Annotated in this window: 16 protein-coding genes; 3 read left to right on the forward strand and 13 right to left on the reverse strand. The window is 38.8% G+C overall.

Annotation, left to right across the window (positions count from 1 at the left end; translation table 11 throughout):
* Positions 1-48: 48 nt before the first annotated feature.
* The 3 genes from KO505_RS15490 to KO505_RS15500 all read right to left on the reverse strand — a co-directional run bounded on the left by KO505_RS15490 (position 49) and on the right by KO505_RS15500 (position 2,595).
* Positions 49-1,191 carry an HNH endonuclease gene (locus KO505_RS15490; protein ID WP_216056360.1) on the reverse strand — a complete coding sequence of 381 codons (1,143 nt, stop codon included), beginning with the start codon at positions 1,189-1,191 and terminating at the stop codon, positions 49-51.
* Position 1,192: 1 nt separating this feature from the next.
* Complete coding sequence (locus KO505_RS15495) at positions 1,193-1,843, reverse strand: bifunctional 2-polyprenyl-6-hydroxyphenol methylase/3-demethylubiquinol 3-O-methyltransferase UbiG (RefSeq protein WP_216056361.1); 651 nt, start codon at positions 1,841-1,843, stop codon at positions 1,193-1,195.
* A 110-nt stretch (positions 1,844-1,953) separates the two neighbouring features.
* Positions 1,954-2,595: an START domain-containing protein gene (locus KO505_RS15500; RefSeq protein ID WP_216056362.1), complete on the reverse strand. Its 642-nt coding sequence runs from the start codon at positions 2,593-2,595 to the stop codon at positions 1,954-1,956.
* 185 nt (positions 2,596-2,780) lie between these two features.
* On the opposite strand from KO505_RS15500, the gene KO505_RS15505 reads away from it, so the two are divergent.
* A complete protein-coding gene (locus KO505_RS15505; RefSeq protein WP_216056363.1) occupies positions 2,781-3,188 on the forward strand; it encodes an MAPEG family protein in 408 nt (135 codons plus the stop codon).
* Between the two features lie 105 nt (positions 3,189-3,293).
* On the opposite strand, the gene KO505_RS15510 is transcribed toward KO505_RS15505, so the two are convergent.
* Together KO505_RS15510 and KO505_RS15515 are read right to left on the reverse strand one after the other, a co-directional pair.
* Positions 3,294-3,632: a hypothetical protein gene (locus tag KO505_RS15510; protein ID WP_216056364.1), complete on the reverse strand. Its 339-nt coding sequence runs from the start codon at positions 3,630-3,632 to the stop codon at positions 3,294-3,296.
* Positions 3,633-4,000: 368 nt separating this feature from the next.
* Positions 4,001-5,344 carry a DEAD/DEAH box helicase gene (locus KO505_RS15515; protein WP_216056365.1) on the reverse strand — a complete coding sequence of 448 codons (1,344 nt, stop codon included), beginning with the start codon at positions 5,342-5,344 and terminating at the stop codon, positions 4,001-4,003.
* 189 nt (positions 5,345-5,533) lie between these two features.
* On the opposite strand from KO505_RS15515, the gene KO505_RS15520 reads away from it, so the two are divergent.
* The gene (locus tag KO505_RS15520) at positions 5,534-6,535 is read left to right on the forward strand and encodes a phosphotransferase (protein ID WP_216056366.1); all 1,002 of its coding nucleotides are present in this window, start codon (positions 5,534-5,536) and stop codon (positions 6,533-6,535) included.
* A gap of 367 nt (positions 6,536-6,902) precedes the next feature.
* A complete protein-coding gene (locus KO505_RS15525; RefSeq protein WP_216056367.1) occupies positions 6,903-7,952 on the forward strand; it encodes a polysaccharide lyase family 7 protein in 1,050 nt (349 codons plus the stop codon).
* 102 nt (positions 7,953-8,054) lie between these two features.
* Here KO505_RS15525 and KO505_RS15530 read toward each other — a convergent pair whose 3' ends face one another.
* From KO505_RS15530 to KO505_RS15565, 8 genes are all read right to left on the reverse strand, one after another.
* On the reverse strand, positions 8,055-9,014 hold the full coding sequence (locus KO505_RS15530; RefSeq protein WP_216056368.1) for a class 1 fructose-bisphosphatase: 960 nt from the start codon (positions 9,012-9,014) through the stop codon (positions 8,055-8,057).
* A 60-nt stretch (positions 9,015-9,074) separates the two neighbouring features.
* Complete coding sequence (gene fbaA / locus KO505_RS15535) at positions 9,075-10,151, reverse strand: class II fructose-bisphosphate aldolase (protein ID WP_216056369.1); 1,077 nt, start codon at positions 10,149-10,151, stop codon at positions 9,075-9,077.
* Positions 10,152-10,164: 13 nt separating this feature from the next.
* A complete protein-coding gene (gene eda, locus KO505_RS15540; RefSeq protein WP_216056370.1) occupies positions 10,165-10,782 on the reverse strand; it encodes a bifunctional 4-hydroxy-2-oxoglutarate aldolase/2-dehydro-3-deoxy-phosphogluconate aldolase in 618 nt (205 codons plus the stop codon).
* Between the two features lie 114 nt (positions 10,783-10,896).
* Complete coding sequence (locus KO505_RS15545) at positions 10,897-11,817, reverse strand: sugar kinase (RefSeq protein ID WP_216056371.1); 921 nt, start codon at positions 11,815-11,817, stop codon at positions 10,897-10,899.
* A gap of 91 nt (positions 11,818-11,908) precedes the next feature.
* Complete coding sequence (locus tag KO505_RS15550; protein ID WP_216056372.1) at positions 11,909-13,210, reverse strand: MFS transporter; 1,302 nt, start codon at positions 13,208-13,210, stop codon at positions 11,909-11,911.
* A 1-nt stretch (position 13,211) separates the two neighbouring features.
* Complete coding sequence (locus tag KO505_RS15555) at positions 13,212-13,559, reverse strand: cupin domain-containing protein (protein ID WP_216056500.1); 348 nt, start codon at positions 13,557-13,559, stop codon at positions 13,212-13,214.
* Positions 13,560-13,576: 17 nt separating this feature from the next.
* A complete protein-coding gene (locus KO505_RS15560) occupies positions 13,577-15,799 on the reverse strand; it encodes a heparinase II/III family protein (protein WP_216056373.1) in 2,223 nt (740 codons plus the stop codon).
* Positions 15,800-15,803: 4 nt separating this feature from the next.
* Positions 15,804-18,056 (reverse strand): polysaccharide lyase 6 family protein, encoded by a 2,253-nt coding sequence (locus tag KO505_RS15565; protein ID WP_216056374.1) that lies wholly within the window; start codon positions 18,054-18,056, stop codon positions 15,804-15,806.
* Between the last annotated feature and the right edge of the window lie 34 nt (positions 18,057-18,090).

Genomic DNA, 18,090 nt, shown 5'->3' on the forward strand with positions numbered 1-18,090 from the left:
GAACCAATCGGGTATTAAAAAAAAGTTAATATACAAGTGAATAAAAGGTTATTTTTTATACGTAATCTCTCGATGGTATGCCAAATAATCTTGATGTTGATGATTTAGATTTACTCCCATATTTTTACTTATTCCTAAAACTTGGTAGTCGTCTAAGTAAGGTGAAATTACTATCTTGCCTTTTTCTGTAAATGTTATGTAACCAAGATCGAATGCTTTATCTATATTAGCCAACAATAACAAACCGTTATTTGGGTCTAGCCGTTCTTTGTCATCAGCGCTTGCCCAAGGCTTGATATGTGAGGCAATTAAAAACTGCATTTTGTTATAACGAGTTAGCGCACAGCCCTGCCAATATTGGATCAGTTTATCTCTGAATGCTCCCTGCCCTATTCTGGTATTAACCAAGTTTGATTTTTCAGTGGTTGTTGTATTTTCGTCTTTTAGAATCTTATCTATGTCATCTTTAACATTTACTTGAGTAACATCAGCTAAAAATGACTGGTAAGATTTAAGCGCCGCGCTGTACATTCCATTGCCTTTACTATTTTTTGCTCTAAACTCTTCAACTTGTAAAGCTTTACTCGCTAACACACTATACTGTGCATACGAGCCAATCGACAAAACGTTCTCTTTGGATATTCCGGCATCGTACAACCAGTTCGAAATTGAACCTTTAAGCGCACCAACGTAGTTTTTCACCGTCTTTTCAGACTTACCAATAGATAGTGCCCAGCGCTGATATTGAACTTCTAAGCTGTCTAAATTGTGAATTAATGCATCTTTTAACGCAGGTCGCATTATTGGACTTTTTAAATAATCAAACAGCTCCTCATCAAAATACGCAAAATTCACGCAAAGGCTGATATTTGAGTTACTTGCCGTCTTTAAAACACTGAATTCCTGTTGATATTCAGGTTTAACATCTAAGTGCCAAAATCCACTCGTTTGTAAATGATAAAACGGCAGATATGGCGTGTCTTTATCATTACCTTGCTGTAATTGTTTAAAGTAATGAGTGAATCTACTTTTTAAAGTATCGTTATAATTTACTTTATTCGTTGTGATCAAACCTTGTTCAATCTGTTCGATGACAGCTAACAATAAACATACTTTATGTGGCTTCGCATGCCCACTCGACTTATCCGGTTTTAGGGCTTGAAACTTATTGATATAAAACTGAACTGTCATATTAGGACTTCCATTTAAAGACTAATGTTTTCCAAGTCACATCTGAGCGATCTAGTGCATCAACCGAGCTTTCATTTAGAATAACGTCAAAATTCAGCTTATTTGCTTGCTGCATAAGTTTAGACTCATCAATTACGTGAGCAATACGGCCATCTGAAAATTCACCAATTCTAAGCGTGATAACAATTAGTCCATTAGTTGAAACTAGCTTACTTAGAGTATTCAGCGCCTCAATTTGATCTTCTGCATTCATATGCATCCACACCGCACTGAGTAGGATTAAGTCAAAACTGACTTCTTGTTTGGTGACTTTGGTTAATGCAGGTAATGAATCATCAAGCCATTTCACGTTTAAATCTTCTGTGGTCTTCTGTCCAATTACTGCTAATTCTTGTGCTGGCTCTACTGCGAAGATTTGAACGTTATTTTCTGTTGGGTGTGTATTAGCGGCTAATTCGGCTAGGTATTTAACGTCTCGGCCAGAACCTGCGCCTAAGTCTAGAATGCGAGCATTTGGGTTTTCAATTATTGAGGGTAAAAACGGCGACCAGCTTTGATGAACCTCTTCAAACGTTTTTGAAAGGTACTGTTCGGCTAACTTAGTAGCGTTGTCGTTATAAAACTGCGGAGTCTTCAAAAACGTCAAATCCATTGAATATTTTATCTTTTATTTCATATAGATAAATTGCCTAAAGTGCCTCCCTATGTCAATAACAAATAAACCTACAACCATTAACCTCCCCTTAGCCTCCCACTTCATCTTTAAGCTTTTGGTTTTGCCTTTTCTTTAGCACTTTTCACAAGTTGCATTAACTTGGTTAAGTCTTTTTTTAGTTCTTTGTGTAACAGGCTATTGGTTAAACTAGATGGTGTTGAACCGCCAAATTCGGTGTGCATGGTGACGTTCAGTGTGGTGTGGTTGTCTTCTGCTTGTCCTGTTAATTCGTAAGTGATTGTTGAGTACGCGCGGACTAAATCGCTCGGTACTTGGGTTTCCGACGGAACTAACGTTAACGTCAAACGGTTATTAGTTTGATCTTCGCTGTAGGTTGAATTCAAAACAAAATCTCTGTCATCAATTGGCCAAGGCATATCAACAACAACATAAATCGTTTTTTCTGACTCAGAGGTTGTATGAACAATGTGCGTTTGACTACAACGTAGTTGCCACTTCCAACACTCTCCTTCTGCAGTAAAAAATGCTTTTATTGTATTTATGGGCGCTTGAAAGTTTACTGTTGCTTGTACTTCTAGGTGTTGTGAATGCGGTACGGTTCTGGTTGATATTACTAAATCAGGCTCTTCCACCTTCACTTGCCACTGGCTTGGTTCTGCAATGGCGCTTTTAATTACAGCTAATTGCACAATGATTACGGCGGCGGTGGTGAATACGTTCTTGATCATTTGAAAGCCTGCTCTTATCAATTTTAAATTGTGTTATTTACCCATGGTAGCGAAAGTGGTTTGGTTTATGAACAACTACTTTTAAAGCAGCAGTTATTTTACTTTGCACACAAACCATTTGACACATATAAACACCTCTGTTAAATTACTTTGCACGCAAACTATAAACAAACAGGAAAAGTCCAATGCCACAATATGCTGACAGTATTTTTGTAATCGCTATTATTATCGCCACCGTTGTTATTCAAGCTTTAGTTGCGGCTAGAGCCCATAGAAAACAAGACCATTATATTCCGGGTGTGGTTGCACCTGAGTTGGATCACCACTCTTTTGTCTTCCGTAGTAATCGTACCTTTATGAACTCTTTGGAAAATGTGCCGTTATTTGTGGTTACCGCTTTATTGGCTATGTTTGCAGGGGTTGATGCAAATACACTTTATGTTGTGACATCTGTGTTTGCGGCGGCGCGTATTGTACATATGGCGTTGTTTTATAAAATTGCCACCAATGAAAATCCGAGCCCGCGCAGCTACTTTTATTTAATTGGTTTGATAACTCAAATGGTTTTATTAGGCTTGATCTTTTCGGCTTAAGAATGGCTGTCTAGGCTTTTTATAACTTATCTTTTATAACTTATCTTTTATAACTGGCTTTCTGGATTGGCTTTGCGGCTTAGCTTTTAAAAATTAGCTTTGCCGCTATTTACCTTGATCTGGATTTTGAACTGGTTTTTTATCATTAAAAGAGGTTGGCATTAATTCAACACCTACCATTCTGCCAACTTTCAAAAGGATAGGAATGGTGATTGGCGCGAAAGGTAATAACGCAAAAACACCTAATCCACAGCCTTTTAGCAGATCGAAATACTGCGTATGGGCAATTTTCATTTCTTCTTTGTTCGCTTTACGTTTAGTAAATTTTTTATAGATGCTGAGCATCTCAATGGTTTCTTGTTTTTCCTGTGCTAGTGCTTGCTTAAAGCTCAACATTTTCTGTTTAAAAGAATACTTCCTTTTAAGGTTTATTAACCTTTTCATGCACAATTCACCTTTAATTATCTAGTGCCAATACTAAGCTTGATAATAAGTTTAACTGCCACTTAGCTAACTATTACAAACATAGTTATTATAAAAGCTTAGGCATCAGGCTATATATTTATTCCACCACTCTAGGTACAAATTTCGCACTAATTTGAAAGCCGCCAGGGGCAAGTACTTTGCTGATAACAGATAAGCGTGGGTCAGTATTACCTTTTTCAATATCTCGTAATGTTTTGTCCGATATTTTTATGAAACAAGATAAAAAGGGGAGTTAAACTACCGTTCTTGATACACAAAGAACTTTTAATCGGTAATAGTCTACCGAATAAATAATTTACCAACTAAATTGAAAACTAGTACTCAGGCTAGCTGTCGGATTTTGGAATTCCAGCCCAAACGTCGGCGGCCGTTATTGAGTCTTTGTTTTTCTTTTTGTGTTTCCTTTTCCCTGTCCCTTCTGGTTTTGCCATGCCTACGCCTTGTGCTTTTTCTGCGTCTAACACGGCTTGGTCAGGAATATCGGTAACTGGAAAACCTTCTACTAATTCACGCTCTAGGCGGAATTTATTTTTCTTTTCTATGATTTTAAAGTGATGGAAGTCTTCGTGATCGAGCAAGGACAATGCTAAGCCTACTTCTCCTGCGCGGCCACTGCGGCCAATGCGATGCATATAATCTAATGGGCTTCTTGGTAAATCAAAGTTTATTACTACCGGCAGTTTTTCTATATCTAATCCACGTGCTGCTATGTCAGTGGCTATTAATACTTGGATTTCACCGGCTTTAAATGATTCTAATACACGATTACGTGCGCCTTGGCCTTTGTCGCCGTGGAATACTTCTGCCGTGATCCCACGTTTTAGTAATTTGTCAGCTAAGTGTTTACAACTTCTTTTGGCGTTAACAAATATTAAGGCTTGTTGCCATTGATGCTGATTAATTAAGTGCGCTAATACGGTGGTTTTCTCACCTTTGTTAACGGTAAATACACGTTGTACTAAGGTACTGGCGTCTTCACTTTGCAGTTGGATTTCAACCGGATTGGTTAACAAGGTTTTAGTTAAGTCTTGTACTTGCTCTGGAAAGGTGGCTGAGAACAATAATGTTTGTTTTTTATTTGGCGTTAATTTTAGCAGTTTTGTTAATTCTTCCGTAAAGCCCAGACTTAACATGCGGTCGGCTTCATCCAGAATTAAGGTACTTACTAAATCCAATTTTATGGCATTGCTTGATATTAAATCCAACAGTCGACCGGGTGTTGCCACCAAAATGTCGGTTCCGCCACGCAGTGCCAACATTTGCGTATTAACCGACACACCTCCAAATACGGCAACGGTTTTTATTTCGCCATTAAAGTGTTGAGCATAAGATTTAATGCTGTCTGCTATTTGTTTGGCTAACTCACGAGTGGGTACCAAGATAAGTCCAGCAACATAGTTGCCGCTTTTAACGTTAGTTTTTGTAGTGCCAAGCTTTTTTGAATGAATGCTTTGTTCATATATCTTTTGAAGCAAAGGTAATGCAAATGTCGCGGTTTTGCCCGACCCAGTATTTGCCCCTGCAATTAAATCTCGTCCTGCTAATACCGTTGGGATCGCCTGTGCTTGTATTGGTGTTGGCTGTTGATAATCCAATTCAGTAAGGCGGTTTAACAGTGGTTTGATTAAGCCAAGTTCTTTGAAATTGGTTGCAGTTGGAGTAGAGGTCATTTTATAAGGGGCTCAAAGCTAAACAATAACCCGATATTTTAGCCTATTTGTGTCCACTAAGTTAGTAAAATCCAATGACACTTATTTTCACTATCCACCTCTGGCCTAGCCAATCATAATTTGCTCGTTTACACTGCTTTTATAATTCGGCTTTATAATTCAGATTTACTATTTATCTAATGCGACTTTATGACTTCTATTGCAGCTACTGATCCATCATTTCAAATCATACTCACGCAGAAAATCTTGCCTAAATTGCAGCACGCGTTACAAGATCATTCCGTACAGTACGTTGAGCAACTGCAAGCGTTATGGAGTGGTTATGGCAGTATTATCCGTTGTTACAGTAAAGATAAAGACCAATATTATATTGTGAAATACGTACAAACTTCTATCCCAGCTACCGACCACCCAAGAGGATGGAGCGGAGAAAAGAGCCACCAGCGTAAAGTTAAATCGTACCAAGTAGAAACTGAGTTTTACCGTCAATATGCTCAATGTTGCACACTAGATTGCAAAGTCCCTACATTACACAAAATCGTTGAATTAGATGATGGCTGTTTGTTATTGATGGAAGACTTACACGCCAGTGGTTATGACGTCCGTGCGGATAAAAACGATTGGCACAAACTTAAATTGGCTATTACTTGGTTGGCCAACTTTCATAGTAAGTTTATGTTTAATAACGCCGATGATTTGTGGTCTCAAGGCGGTTATTGGCATTTAGCTACCCGCCAAGATGAATTGGCCGCTATGCCAGAGTCTGAGTTAAAACAACAAGCTTGCAACTTAGATATGCGATTGAAAAATGCAAAATTCCAAACTTTAATTCATGGTGACGCTAAGTTTGAAAACTTATGTTTTCATAATCAAAACAACCAAGTTGCAGCGGTGGACTTTCAATATATTGGTCGTGGTGTAGGGGTTGTTGATTTAGCCTATTTAGCCGGTAGTGCGCTGGAACAAACGAGTCTTGAGAAATATGGCGACCAGATACTTCCGCTATATTTAAAGGCTTTAAAACAGGCCTTAACTCAACCTACTTTAGATTTTGACCAACTCAGTGCAGAATACTCGCGATTATACCCTGTTGCTTGGGCTGACTTTTATCGGTTTTTACTGGGCTGGAATCCGAATAGTTGGAAGATAAACCCTTATATTAAAAAAATGACTACCCTCGCATTATCATAGTCAACTTGTGTTTAAACTGGATTTTGTTGACAGAACACATCCCTCTTTATGATTTTTTTACACTAAAATCCTCATTATTACTGCCACTTAACACCTTACATTTATATTGGTTAACCAATTAAATATTTGGTAATACAATGTTGATAAATTGGTCACAATGTAATATAACTTGCCTTTAGTTTTAAAATACAAGATTGGTTAGCTCAAGTTATAAATTAATCACATTACAACGTGCGACTTGTTATTTTATAAGGCAGTGCACGGGTTAAGTTTTAATTCAACTTACACATGTTTAATGGTTACTGAGTGAAGATACTAACAACGTACTTTTTATTCATAGAATTACTGTATTTATTAGGAGAATACGATGTTTAAACTTCTGCCCTTATTACCTTTAACCATGTTGTTTGCCGGTTGTGCTAGCACGTCAGATGCACCAGAGAGCAAGATTGATTTATCTAACTGGAAAATTACCGTTCCAACTGACATAGACGGCAATGGCAAAGTTGACGAAATTGATACCAAAGAATTAGCCAGTTACCAACACCCTGACTTTTTTTATACCGACGACAATGGTGATTTAGTTTTTGCAACGCCAAACAAAGCATTCACCTCGGCAAACTCATCTAATACTCGTAGTGAATTACGACAAATGATCCGCGGTATGGATACCTCTATCAGCACTAAAGCGTACGCCAACAACTTTGCTATAGCGGCACATCCAGATTCGGCTTATTTTGGTCAAGTTGGTGGAAGATTAGACGCTACTTTAAAAGTGAATCACGTTGCATTAAATGCAAAACACCCTAAAAAACCAGCTTACTCTGTGGTTGTAGGACAAATACATGCAGGTAAAGATAAAGACTTAGTTTCTGACGGTGATGGTTTTGGTTGGGGTAACGAACCAATTAAAATATATTATAAAAAATGGCCTGGGCACAAAACCGGTTCGGTGTTTTGGAACTACGAACGTAATTTAGCAAAAGCAGATCCAAACCGTACCGACATTGCACATCCAGTTTGGGGTTATACATGGGAAAATCCAGCTGATCCTGGTGACGCAGGAATCGCGTTAGGAGAAGAGTTTAGCTATACCATCAATGTTCACCAAAACATTATGTATTTAACTTTTACCCAAGCCAACAAACCAACGGTAGAGTATCAAGTTGATTTATCAAACAATGTAGACCCTTATGGCAAGGTAGACACGCTTGATCACCCAGCTGGTTACACTGGTGATTGGTTATACTTTAAAGCTGGTGCTTACAACCAATGTTCAACTAAAGATGCAAAAGGTGTTTGGTATGCGGCTTGTGCTGGCACAGGTAATTGGGCTGAAGATAAAGCCAACGGCGACTATACTAGCGTAACTTTTTCTAAGATTGATTTAAGCCCAGCAACAAAGCCTAAGAGCTAGAAGCGGTAAGCGGTAAGCGGTAAGCGGTAAGCGGTACAAATTAATCCCTTTATTTTGGTTAATAAAGGGATTTTTTATTAATTGAGTCGTATTAAATAAGGACTAACTAAAATTTAACTTCTTGGTTAAATTAGTAGATCCCATAATCACAGGTACTCTTTGATGTAATGTGTTTGGTTTGATATCTAAAATACGCGCTTGGTTGTTAGATACCGCTAAACCGCCTGCTTTTTCAACTAACATAGCTAACGGGTTGGCTTCGTATAACAGTCTAATCTTGCCATTTTCAATACCTTTACGGCTATCGCTTGGATATACAAATATTCCACCACGACTAATAACTCGGTGAACATCTCCCACCATAGCCGCATTCCAGCGCATAGACGCTTTGTTATATTCATCACTGGCGTATAACACATCATCAAAAAATTTCTGAACGTCATTATTCCAAAAACGATAATTAGCCATGTTCACCGCAAACTCTTTGCTATCTGCTGGAATCGACATTTCATCTTGAGTTAACAGGTAACCACCATGGGTTAAATCTAATGTATAACAACGCGTCGGGCCGCCTGTGGTCATCACCAACATAGTAGATGCGCCATACAATACATAACCGGCACAAACTTGCTCAGAACCCGATTGTAGAAATTGTTCATCACTATCAAAAGGCACATCGTTTCTGGCGTTGTATATGGTAAATATTGTGCCTATTTGGCCATTAATATCTATGTTAGAAGAACCATCAAGTGGATCAAAAGCAACTATATATTTGCCATTTTCATGACCGCCAACCACATTGTCTTCTTCTTCCGATGCTATCGCTCTGACGGTGTCATCATCCAATAACATATCTTTTAGCAATTGATTGGATAATACGTCGAGTTTCTTTTGCACTTCACCTTGGATATTCTCATCAAGCGTTGAACCTAAAACACCTGCTAAGGCACCTTGGCTAACTCTAAATGCAATTTCTTTAGAAGCCGCTAAGATAGTACGAATTAACATGATTAAATCTAAATCAACGCCATCTTGTTTTAAAACAGGTACCAATCTTTTCATCATTTTTCTCTAAAAATAGAATCAACTATAACCACAACACTCACCATCCGTCGGTTGCGACTAATATCGGTTAATGCAGTTCAACTCAGCAAAACATTGCTCTAAACGTATCACCATAGACTCTTCTGCTTTACGCAACCAAACTCTAGGATCGTAATGTTTTTTATTTGGTTTGTCGTCACCATCAGGGTTACCGATTTGACCTTGCAAGTAAGCTTGTTTGTCATTGTAGTAATTAAGAACACCAGACCAACTCGCCCACTGCGTGTCAGTATCTATGTTCATTTTTACAACGCCATAGGTTAATGACTCGGCAATTTTTTCAGGTTCAGAGCCTGAACCACCATGGAAAACAAAGTTTAAGCTGTTATGTGGTAGCCCAAATTTATCTGAAACAAACTTTTGTGAGTTTTTCAAAATCTCAGGCGTTAACACGACATTGCCAGGTTTGTATACACCATGCACATTGCCAAATGACGCCGCGATAATAAATTTATCAGAAATTTTTGATAACTCTTCATAGGCATAGGCAACGTCTTCCGGTTGGGTATATAAATCCGACGCATCCATATGGCTATTATCAACACCATCTTCTTCGCCACCAGTGCAACCTAACTCTATCTCTAAGGTCATGCCCATTTTGCTCATGCGCTCAAGGTACTGAGCACAAATAGCGATATTCTCTTCCAATGGTTGTTCTGAAAGATCAATCATGTGTGAACTAAATAAAGGTTTTCCGGTTTGTTTAAAATGCGCTTCGCTTTCGTCTAACAACCCATCAATCCAAGGCAAAAGCTTTTTAGCGGCATGGTCGGTATGCAATAACACTGGCACACCGTATGAGTCAGCAACGGCATGCACATACTTAGCCGCGGCTACAGCACCTTTAACGGCTGCATCTTGGCCTTGTAGTTTTGCGCCCTTTCCTAAAAAGAAAGAGGCACCACCATTTGATAACTGAATAATAACGGGGGAATTAACTTTAGCTGCCGCTTCTAAAGTGGCATTAATTGAGTTAGTACCAACGGTATTAACCGCTGGTAATGCATATTGGTTGGCTCTGGCGTGATTAAACAAGGTTTGAACGTCATCACCTAAGATAACGCCTGAAGGTAATACATCTGATAATTGAGTCATCTTGGATAACCTATTATTGAATCGCTTTTTTACAAGCATCGGTAATGGCTTGCCAATCTTCTGCTTCTACCCAGTTTTTTGGACAAACCCAAGTACCACCAACGGCAATAACATTGTTTAGAGATAAGTAATCGCCTTTGTTTTGCTCTGACACACCACCGGTTGGGCAAAATTTAATGCCTTGGAATACTGAGCCAACCGCCGATAAAAACGGTGCGCCACCAGACAAAGATGCTGGGAATAATTTCAATTCAGTAAACCCGTGTTCGATAGCCATTAATATATCACCTGTGTTTGAAACACCCGGTAATACAGGTACGCCACACTTGGTTAAATGGCTTAGTAGTTTGTCAGACACTGCTGGAGTAACAATAAAGTCAGAACCTGCATCAATTGCCTGCTGCAATATTGCTTCATTGGTAATCGTACCTGCACCTACTAACAATTCAGGAACTTGTTCTTTTATTGCTTTAAGGGCTGCTAAAGATTGATCTGTACGTAATACCACTTCAACAAGTTTTAACCCAGCGGCGGCCATTGCTTTAGCAATATTGACACCTTGTTCAGGTGTGTCGGCCTGAATGATAGGCAATAATGTTTGTGAACCCATTAAACTAGAAAAAGAAGTCATCTAAATACCTTTACTCTTACAATAATAATTAAAATGTTGAAGGTGGCACAGACAAGTTATGGTCTGTGCCATTAAATTTTGACGCTATTAAACGAAAAATAGCGTTAAGATCGGTTACTGCCTAATTGAATCAAATGCTTCTTTAGGAATGATTGCACCTGGATACTGGATAACCGTGCCCGCTGCTTTTGCCGCTAATTGAACAGCATCTGTTATTGAGCGACCTGTAAGGCGAGAACCCAAATACGCACCGTTGAACGAATCACCAGCTGAGTTGGTATCCACAACGTTTTCAACCGGTAAAATATCAATGAAGGTTTCTTCACCGTCATATATAACCAAAACACCATTTGGTCCATCTTTGATCACCAACTCTTTGATGTTGTATGGCTTACAGAATGTTTTTACATGGTCAAAACTGGTGTGGCCGTAAATTGAATTAAAGTCTTCAATACCCGGTAAAACAATGTCGCTAACTTGCAGTGCTAGGTCATATAATAATTTGGTTTCGTCTACCGATGCCCATAAACGAGCACGATAATTAGGATCAAATACAATTTGAACACCCGCGTCTTTTAATTGCCAAACCATTTGCCAAAATGAGTCTCTATGCTCAGGTTTGATAATCGCTAATGAAATGCCAGAAAAGAAAAACATGTCTGCACATTTTAATTTTGCGATTGCCTCGTCGTTGAACAGCTCCATTGTATAACGCGCAGCGGCGTCACTACGCCAATAGGTAAAACTTCTTTCCCCAACATCATCGGTTTCAACCAAATACATACCAGGGATTTTAGTGTCATGTTTGAAAACAAATTCTGTATCTATTTCTTCTTCAGCAAACACACTGATCATTTTGTCGCTTAAATTATCTTGACCAACAGAAGTCACAATTGAAGAATTAATCGCTGGAAAGCATCGTTTTAAATACACAGCAGCATTGTAAACATCACCGGCAAACGATTGACGCATCAAACTTTCTTCGATTGAGCGTAACTCAATCATACACTCGCCAAAAAAATAAATATTTTTCATTTTCAAAACTTATTAACTTTAAATTAAATGTGTGAAGCAAATACCCAAACGACCTCACAGTGTCATTTGGGTATTGCTGTTTTTTAGCTGCTTACTGTTTTGGCTTTAAAGGTTCAACTCTTGGAATTAAGATCCAAACCGCCGCCATAGCAATGATTGCTAACGATGCACCTATGATAAATGCAGGGTAGTAGTTACCATCTGCAGTTAAAATTGGAACTAAAGACGTTAAGCCAACCGCGCCTAATTTAGCGGCCATGCCAGAGAAGCCCGCTAATGTTGCCACCGACTTTTTACCAAGAAGGTCACTTGGTAGTGTTTGCACGTTACCAATTGCCGTTTGGAAACCAAATAAGATAACGGCCATGATTAATACCGCATTAACGGGAGCGCCTGGATTAGACATCGCTAGTAATGAAGGCAGCATAATTAAACAGCCTAAAGTAATAACAAACTTACGTGTTTTGTTTGTATCCCAACCGGCTTTAATGCGGTTTTGAGCAAGTAAGCCACCAAACCAAGCACCGAACATAGCACCAACATAAGGAACCCAACCGTAGATACCAATCGCTTTTACGTCCATGCCGTAAACTTCGTTTAGATAAATAGGGATCCAAAATACGAATAACCACCAAATTGGGTCTATCGCCGCAGATGCGATGATCACACCCCAGCTTTGTTTACGAGATAATAGTTCAGTCGTTGACGGGTTATATTCATCAATTTCAACACCGGTTTCAGCAGAAATTTCACGTTTTTGACCAGTTAAGATATATGCGCGTTCTTCTTCTGTGATCCATGGATGTTTACCAGGAGGCGCTTTCACTAAAACCATCCAAGGCACTAACCATAAAAGACCCACTAAACCAATGATCACAAACACCATTTTCCAGCTGAAATATATGGTTAAGAATGCAATAAGTGGAATTGCAATAATGCCACCAATGGCAGCACCAGAGTTAAAGATACCTTGTGCTAATGCACGTTCTTTGGTTGGGAACCATTCTGCATTACCTTTAGCTGCACCCGGCCAGTTACCGGCTTCTGCAACACCAAGAATGGCGCGGAAAATACTGAAACTTAATACACCTTGAGCAAAGGCATGTGCCGCGGTCGCTAATGACCAAACACCGATTGAAAGTACAAAACCAATTCTGGTTCCAATCCAGTCGAAGATCTTACCGAAGATGGCTTGACCAAATGCATAAGCAAATACGAATACCACTGAAATGGTAGCGTAAATTTGTTTACGCTCTAACGCAGACTCGTCCGGAAATAAGTCTTCTACGATATCAGGCCATAAAACACTTAATGCTGAACGGTCGATATAATTTATTATGGTAGCAAGCGCAATTAATGCGATTACCCACCAACGTAATCCTTGAATTTTCATGTTATTTTTCCTCTAAGAAGTCTTCACGAGCTGGACTAAAAGTATCAATTAAGATGCCACCGGTAGGACAAGTAGCTCCGTGATCTGCAAAAGGAGGAATGTAACAGCTGTCTCCTGGCTTCATTACCGTGGTCACACCGTCTATATTGAAGTGGAACTCCCCTTCTACTACATAAGTAATTTGAGAGTGTCTGTGGGCATGATTATAACCAATAGCCCCTTCGTCAAAATATATTTTAACCGCCATTAACTCGTCGTTAAAACCCAACATTTGACGACGTAAACCGCCACCTATGTCTTCAATCTCAGCCGTAGCGCCGTCAGTAAAATGTGCACTTTCATTTTGCATCTTCATATTATTAACTCCTATTGATTATTCAGCTCATAAACAGCCAAACGGCCATTTAGTGATAATGTTTTATTGTTATATTTGAATTCAGTTGTCAATTTCTGATCCGTTTCAGCTTGGTTGATAACAACCAAATATGAACGTTCTGCAATATCGATTTTGATAAGTGCCAGTTGATCTTGCTCGGTAAACTCTAGTCCAGAAACACGACTTGCCGCTTCTAAAGTGAACTCTTTACTTGGATTATATAACCCATGCGGTTCTAACAATGAAATGAATTTATGCTGTTTGGTATTTTCAACACGTCTGATAAACCCATGTTCATTACGTAAGTTAAAGTTAGGATCATTGGCACCTAGTTGGGTGAATAAAAATGATTCATTACCTTTAACTAAACTGGTTTGAGTATAAAAACGACCGTTTTCATTTAACCACGTTACTTTAGCTAACCCTTGCTCAGGGGTCGCTTGTGCTTTTAACCACATATGCTGGTAACCGTTTTTAGTACCTACTGGTTTTAAACTATTGGTATTACCCACTAATGGGAAGTTAGTTTCAATAAGCTGACCATGATAATGCAATGGTAAATCTAACTGATGTTTATCATCTGAAGTTACATTAAATAAATCTAACGCAACTGCGTTGTCCAAACCAGGAAGGTTAACAAGTGCTAACGTACGCTCTAATTCAACACCTTCATACGCCGTGCTTATTTTGCCACTTGAAACCGTACCAAAATTGTTGGTTTCAAAGTAGTTAAGTGTCGGGTAGTTAGCATTACCTACTTCCACATTTTCATTAAAGTGCGTTGTCTCGTCGACGACAACGGTATTATGTGCCACGGTTTGTTTAGCATAGGTTTCATTTTCTGGTAAATAACGACCACCAAATTTAGCTTCAACATTCAAGAAACGAGCAGCACCATAATCCGATACGATTTCATTTCCGGCGTCATAAAACTGCCAAGTTAATTTATCAAAATGACCGTGACCTAAACCTTGAGCTGCAGGTTTATACAATACTGTTTGAGTACTATTAAAGTCTGAATCTTCAGTAACACTTCGCATAATAACTAATGCGCCTTGTTTACCGTCATTGCCATCACCAAATGCCACTGACTTAAACTGATAAGGTGTTGCTAAGTTGTTATCTAACGCTTTAGCTACTTTTAATCCATCGCCAGATAAAATGATTTGGTCTTGTTGCTGCGCGATATCTAAATAACCAGTATTGCCTGTTAATCCATAAGCAATGGTTACCCCATGAACTAGCTCAATGGTGTCAATGCCTTTACTTTTAATCGCATCATTTATTGGGAAGAATAAGCCGTTGTAGCTAAGTTGAATAGTTGTATCTATGGCTTTTAATAATAACCCATTGCGCTGTTCAAAAATTTTACGTTCAGGTTGGTTATTTTCTATTGCTTTAGCAAAGGTAACAAAAGGGAATAATGCGTATCTTTGATAATACGGGCCTTCGTTATAATAACCTTGCGGTGAAAATAACTGCTCTATCTGTTTTAAGAAACCGCCCTTACCCGATTTTTGTAAATCATATAATGCTTTTTCTACCCACTCAGGTTCATTCATAACAAAGCCAGCCATACCTACTCCGGCTGTTGCCCAAGTGCCATGATTATGAACTTTATTAAACGTAGATGGTTGCCCTTCAGATAAAAACAGCGCAACCGGTTTTAATAACTCTTGTTCTATTTTTTTGATCTCAGATGCATTTAACGCGTTATAAACTAAGTCATAAGCCTGAATGGTATACACTAACCACACGGCTTCGTTCAGGCTTTGCCAGAAAAACTTACCCGGGTTTTGCGACTTCATTTTTCTAGCAGGATGTAGTGGCAAGTTTGGATATAAATTTGCGTACTGCAACAACATATCGGTAACAAAGTCAGCGTACTTTTCGTCTTGGCTTAATTGATAAATCATGCCCGCGTTGTACATTAACTGATAGTTCTTTTTATGGCGTTCATGAGTATAACCACCACCGCCGTCTTTAGGCACCGGCACTTCCATTGGTTGTTGCATTTGTGCATCAACTTGCGCTTTTAACTTTTTGTAAGTCGTTGCAAAACGGCCTTCAACGTTAATCGCGTCACGCATTAACTGCACGTCTTCAGAGGTAGTTACTAAATTAGGGTGTTTGGCATTTACACCCAATGAACTCATCGCAAACACACTCGCTATTAAAGCAATGGCTGCTACTTTTTTAGTTAAATTCAACATAATTTTATTTAACCTTGTTGTTTATTAGCTTAGCGGTATGTGGGCCTTTTACACGTAACTCAGTCACACTAGGAGCTTGCGTACCGTCAAATACGTTACTGGTAATCGCTGTTTGTGGTTCACCTACAGTATGTTCAATGATGATAGGTGCTGAGTTCACTATGGTATTGCTAGAAATATCTGTTACCTGAACACCATGAGCGTACAAACTTGAGCCATCTTTATTACGTTTTCCAAGTCCAACATTATTAAGTTGGTTATCACTCATAAACAAATGAGGGCCGAAGGTACTTTCGTCCGAGCCACCACGGTATAACTTAACGATGCTACCTTGAACGTCTGTGAACTGGTTATTTTTGATATTTACATACTCAGCGTTATAAATACCTAAATCTTCGTATTCTGTATTTAAACGTAATATGTCACCGGTTACGTTAGTGAACGTATTGTTGATAATAGAAACATCATCAGCAAACGCGACTTTTCCGGTCATAAAGAAACTATAAGAGTGGTTGATGTCTAGGTTGCTTACCGTAGAGTTGATTAAAACAAAACGATAGTTTTCTACCATGCCCCATTTTTTGGTACGCACAACGCTGTTACCCGCATAATCAGGACTTCTTTCACCGGTAATGGTTAAGCCATCTAGTTTTAAACTGCCGCCGTCGTGGATTTCAAATAAGGTAGAGCGTTCATAAGTGATTGTTGCTTTTGATTGTTCTTTGGCTTTTATCGTTAATGTCTTATCCACAATGACGATTTTAGGTATGTTATATTGACCTGACTCTAAGACTAATACATCGCCCGAGTTTGCTTTTTCAATTGCGGCTAATAAGGCATTTGAATTGGCTTTCACTGTATGTGTAGCACCTGAATCAAAGGCAACAACGGCTGGTTTTTTAGCGTACCAAGTTACCCCTGTCGCGTTTTTATCTAATACAGATAAGTCGCGTTTTACCCCAGCCTTAATGGCGTTTGATTTAGGTAAAAGCAGACCATTTATCCCGCGTTTTAACTCAACACCCTCTTTCTTGATCCCGTAGGCTAATTCTTTAAGCACATCGGTATTGGCAATATTATCTGAGAATTTAAGACCACTCATATCATCAAACGTTGTGAACGGTTGTTGATTGTCTTGGTTGATGATTAAGTTATTTTTTAATGTGCTATTTATTGGTACTGCACTTCGTTCTGCATCGCTACCTGCACCTAATTGTACATGCTCAACATTCACTAAAGTGTTATTTTCAATCGTCACGCCATCAACTTGGTGATAACGATTGATTGGTGAATTAGGAACACCGTTCATTACGGTAAAACCACTACCAAAACGGAAACCCGTTAAGCCTTCCATATAGTTATTACGGATGGTGTGGCCTTTATTGATAACACGTATGCCACCGGTATGATCTACGCCATTACCAAAAAATACGTTTTCTTCAATTAAGTTATCGTTACCGTGACGCATAGTTAACGTACCACGAGCTTCAAAAAATACATTTCCACGTACCGTATTTTTGCCTGACTTGATTGAAATAATTTCTACTTCACCGTTGGTTTGATCAAAGTAGTTATTTTCAACCAAAGTATATGAATCTGTTAATGAATGATGACTAGTACCAATTCTTAAGGTTTCTCCACCATTTGAACCAAATATAGGGCGAGGGCCAAAATAGTTATGGTCAATGACGTGATGATTTTGTTGGCTTTGTTCGCTGTTAAGACGAACCGCAACCGTCACCCCTTTGTTTCTTTTACCCACTAAGTGGTTATGGTCAAAACGATTATGTTGACCATATAACGCAACCCAATAATCCGATTCTGTTTTATCTGGATTGCTGTAATTATCAATCACCACTTCTGTAACGCGTGAGTGATAAGCAAAGTTGTCTTTGTTTACACGATATTCAATAACGGCGCTACTTGGCGTAAAACCATTTTTGAATACTAAGCCTGAAACGTGTAAATATTCACCAGCCAATTTTAAATTTGATTGGCCTGAAAGAATAACTTTGCCTTTAGTTTCAGCTGTTAGTGAAATTGGTGCGTTTTTGCTGCCTTGACCTTGCAATACAATCTCAAAGTCATTCCAAACACCGTTCTTAAGAACGACTGTGTCCCCAGCAACCAAGGTTGAAGCCAATTTGTTGTAGGCTTTTTTGTTGTCGACTAAGTACTCTTTGGCACACAAGTCTGTAGCTATAAAAGATACCAGAACTAAACATATATTTATTAAGTGCCCGCTTATGAATCGCATAATTAACTCTTTATATTTGTAAAAAAGAAGCGGT

Origin of the sequence: Psychrosphaera sp. F3M07, from assembly GCF_018860345.1 — a bacterium.
Lineage (GTDB): Bacteria > Pseudomonadota > Gammaproteobacteria > Enterobacterales > Alteromonadaceae > Psychrosphaera > Psychrosphaera aquimarina.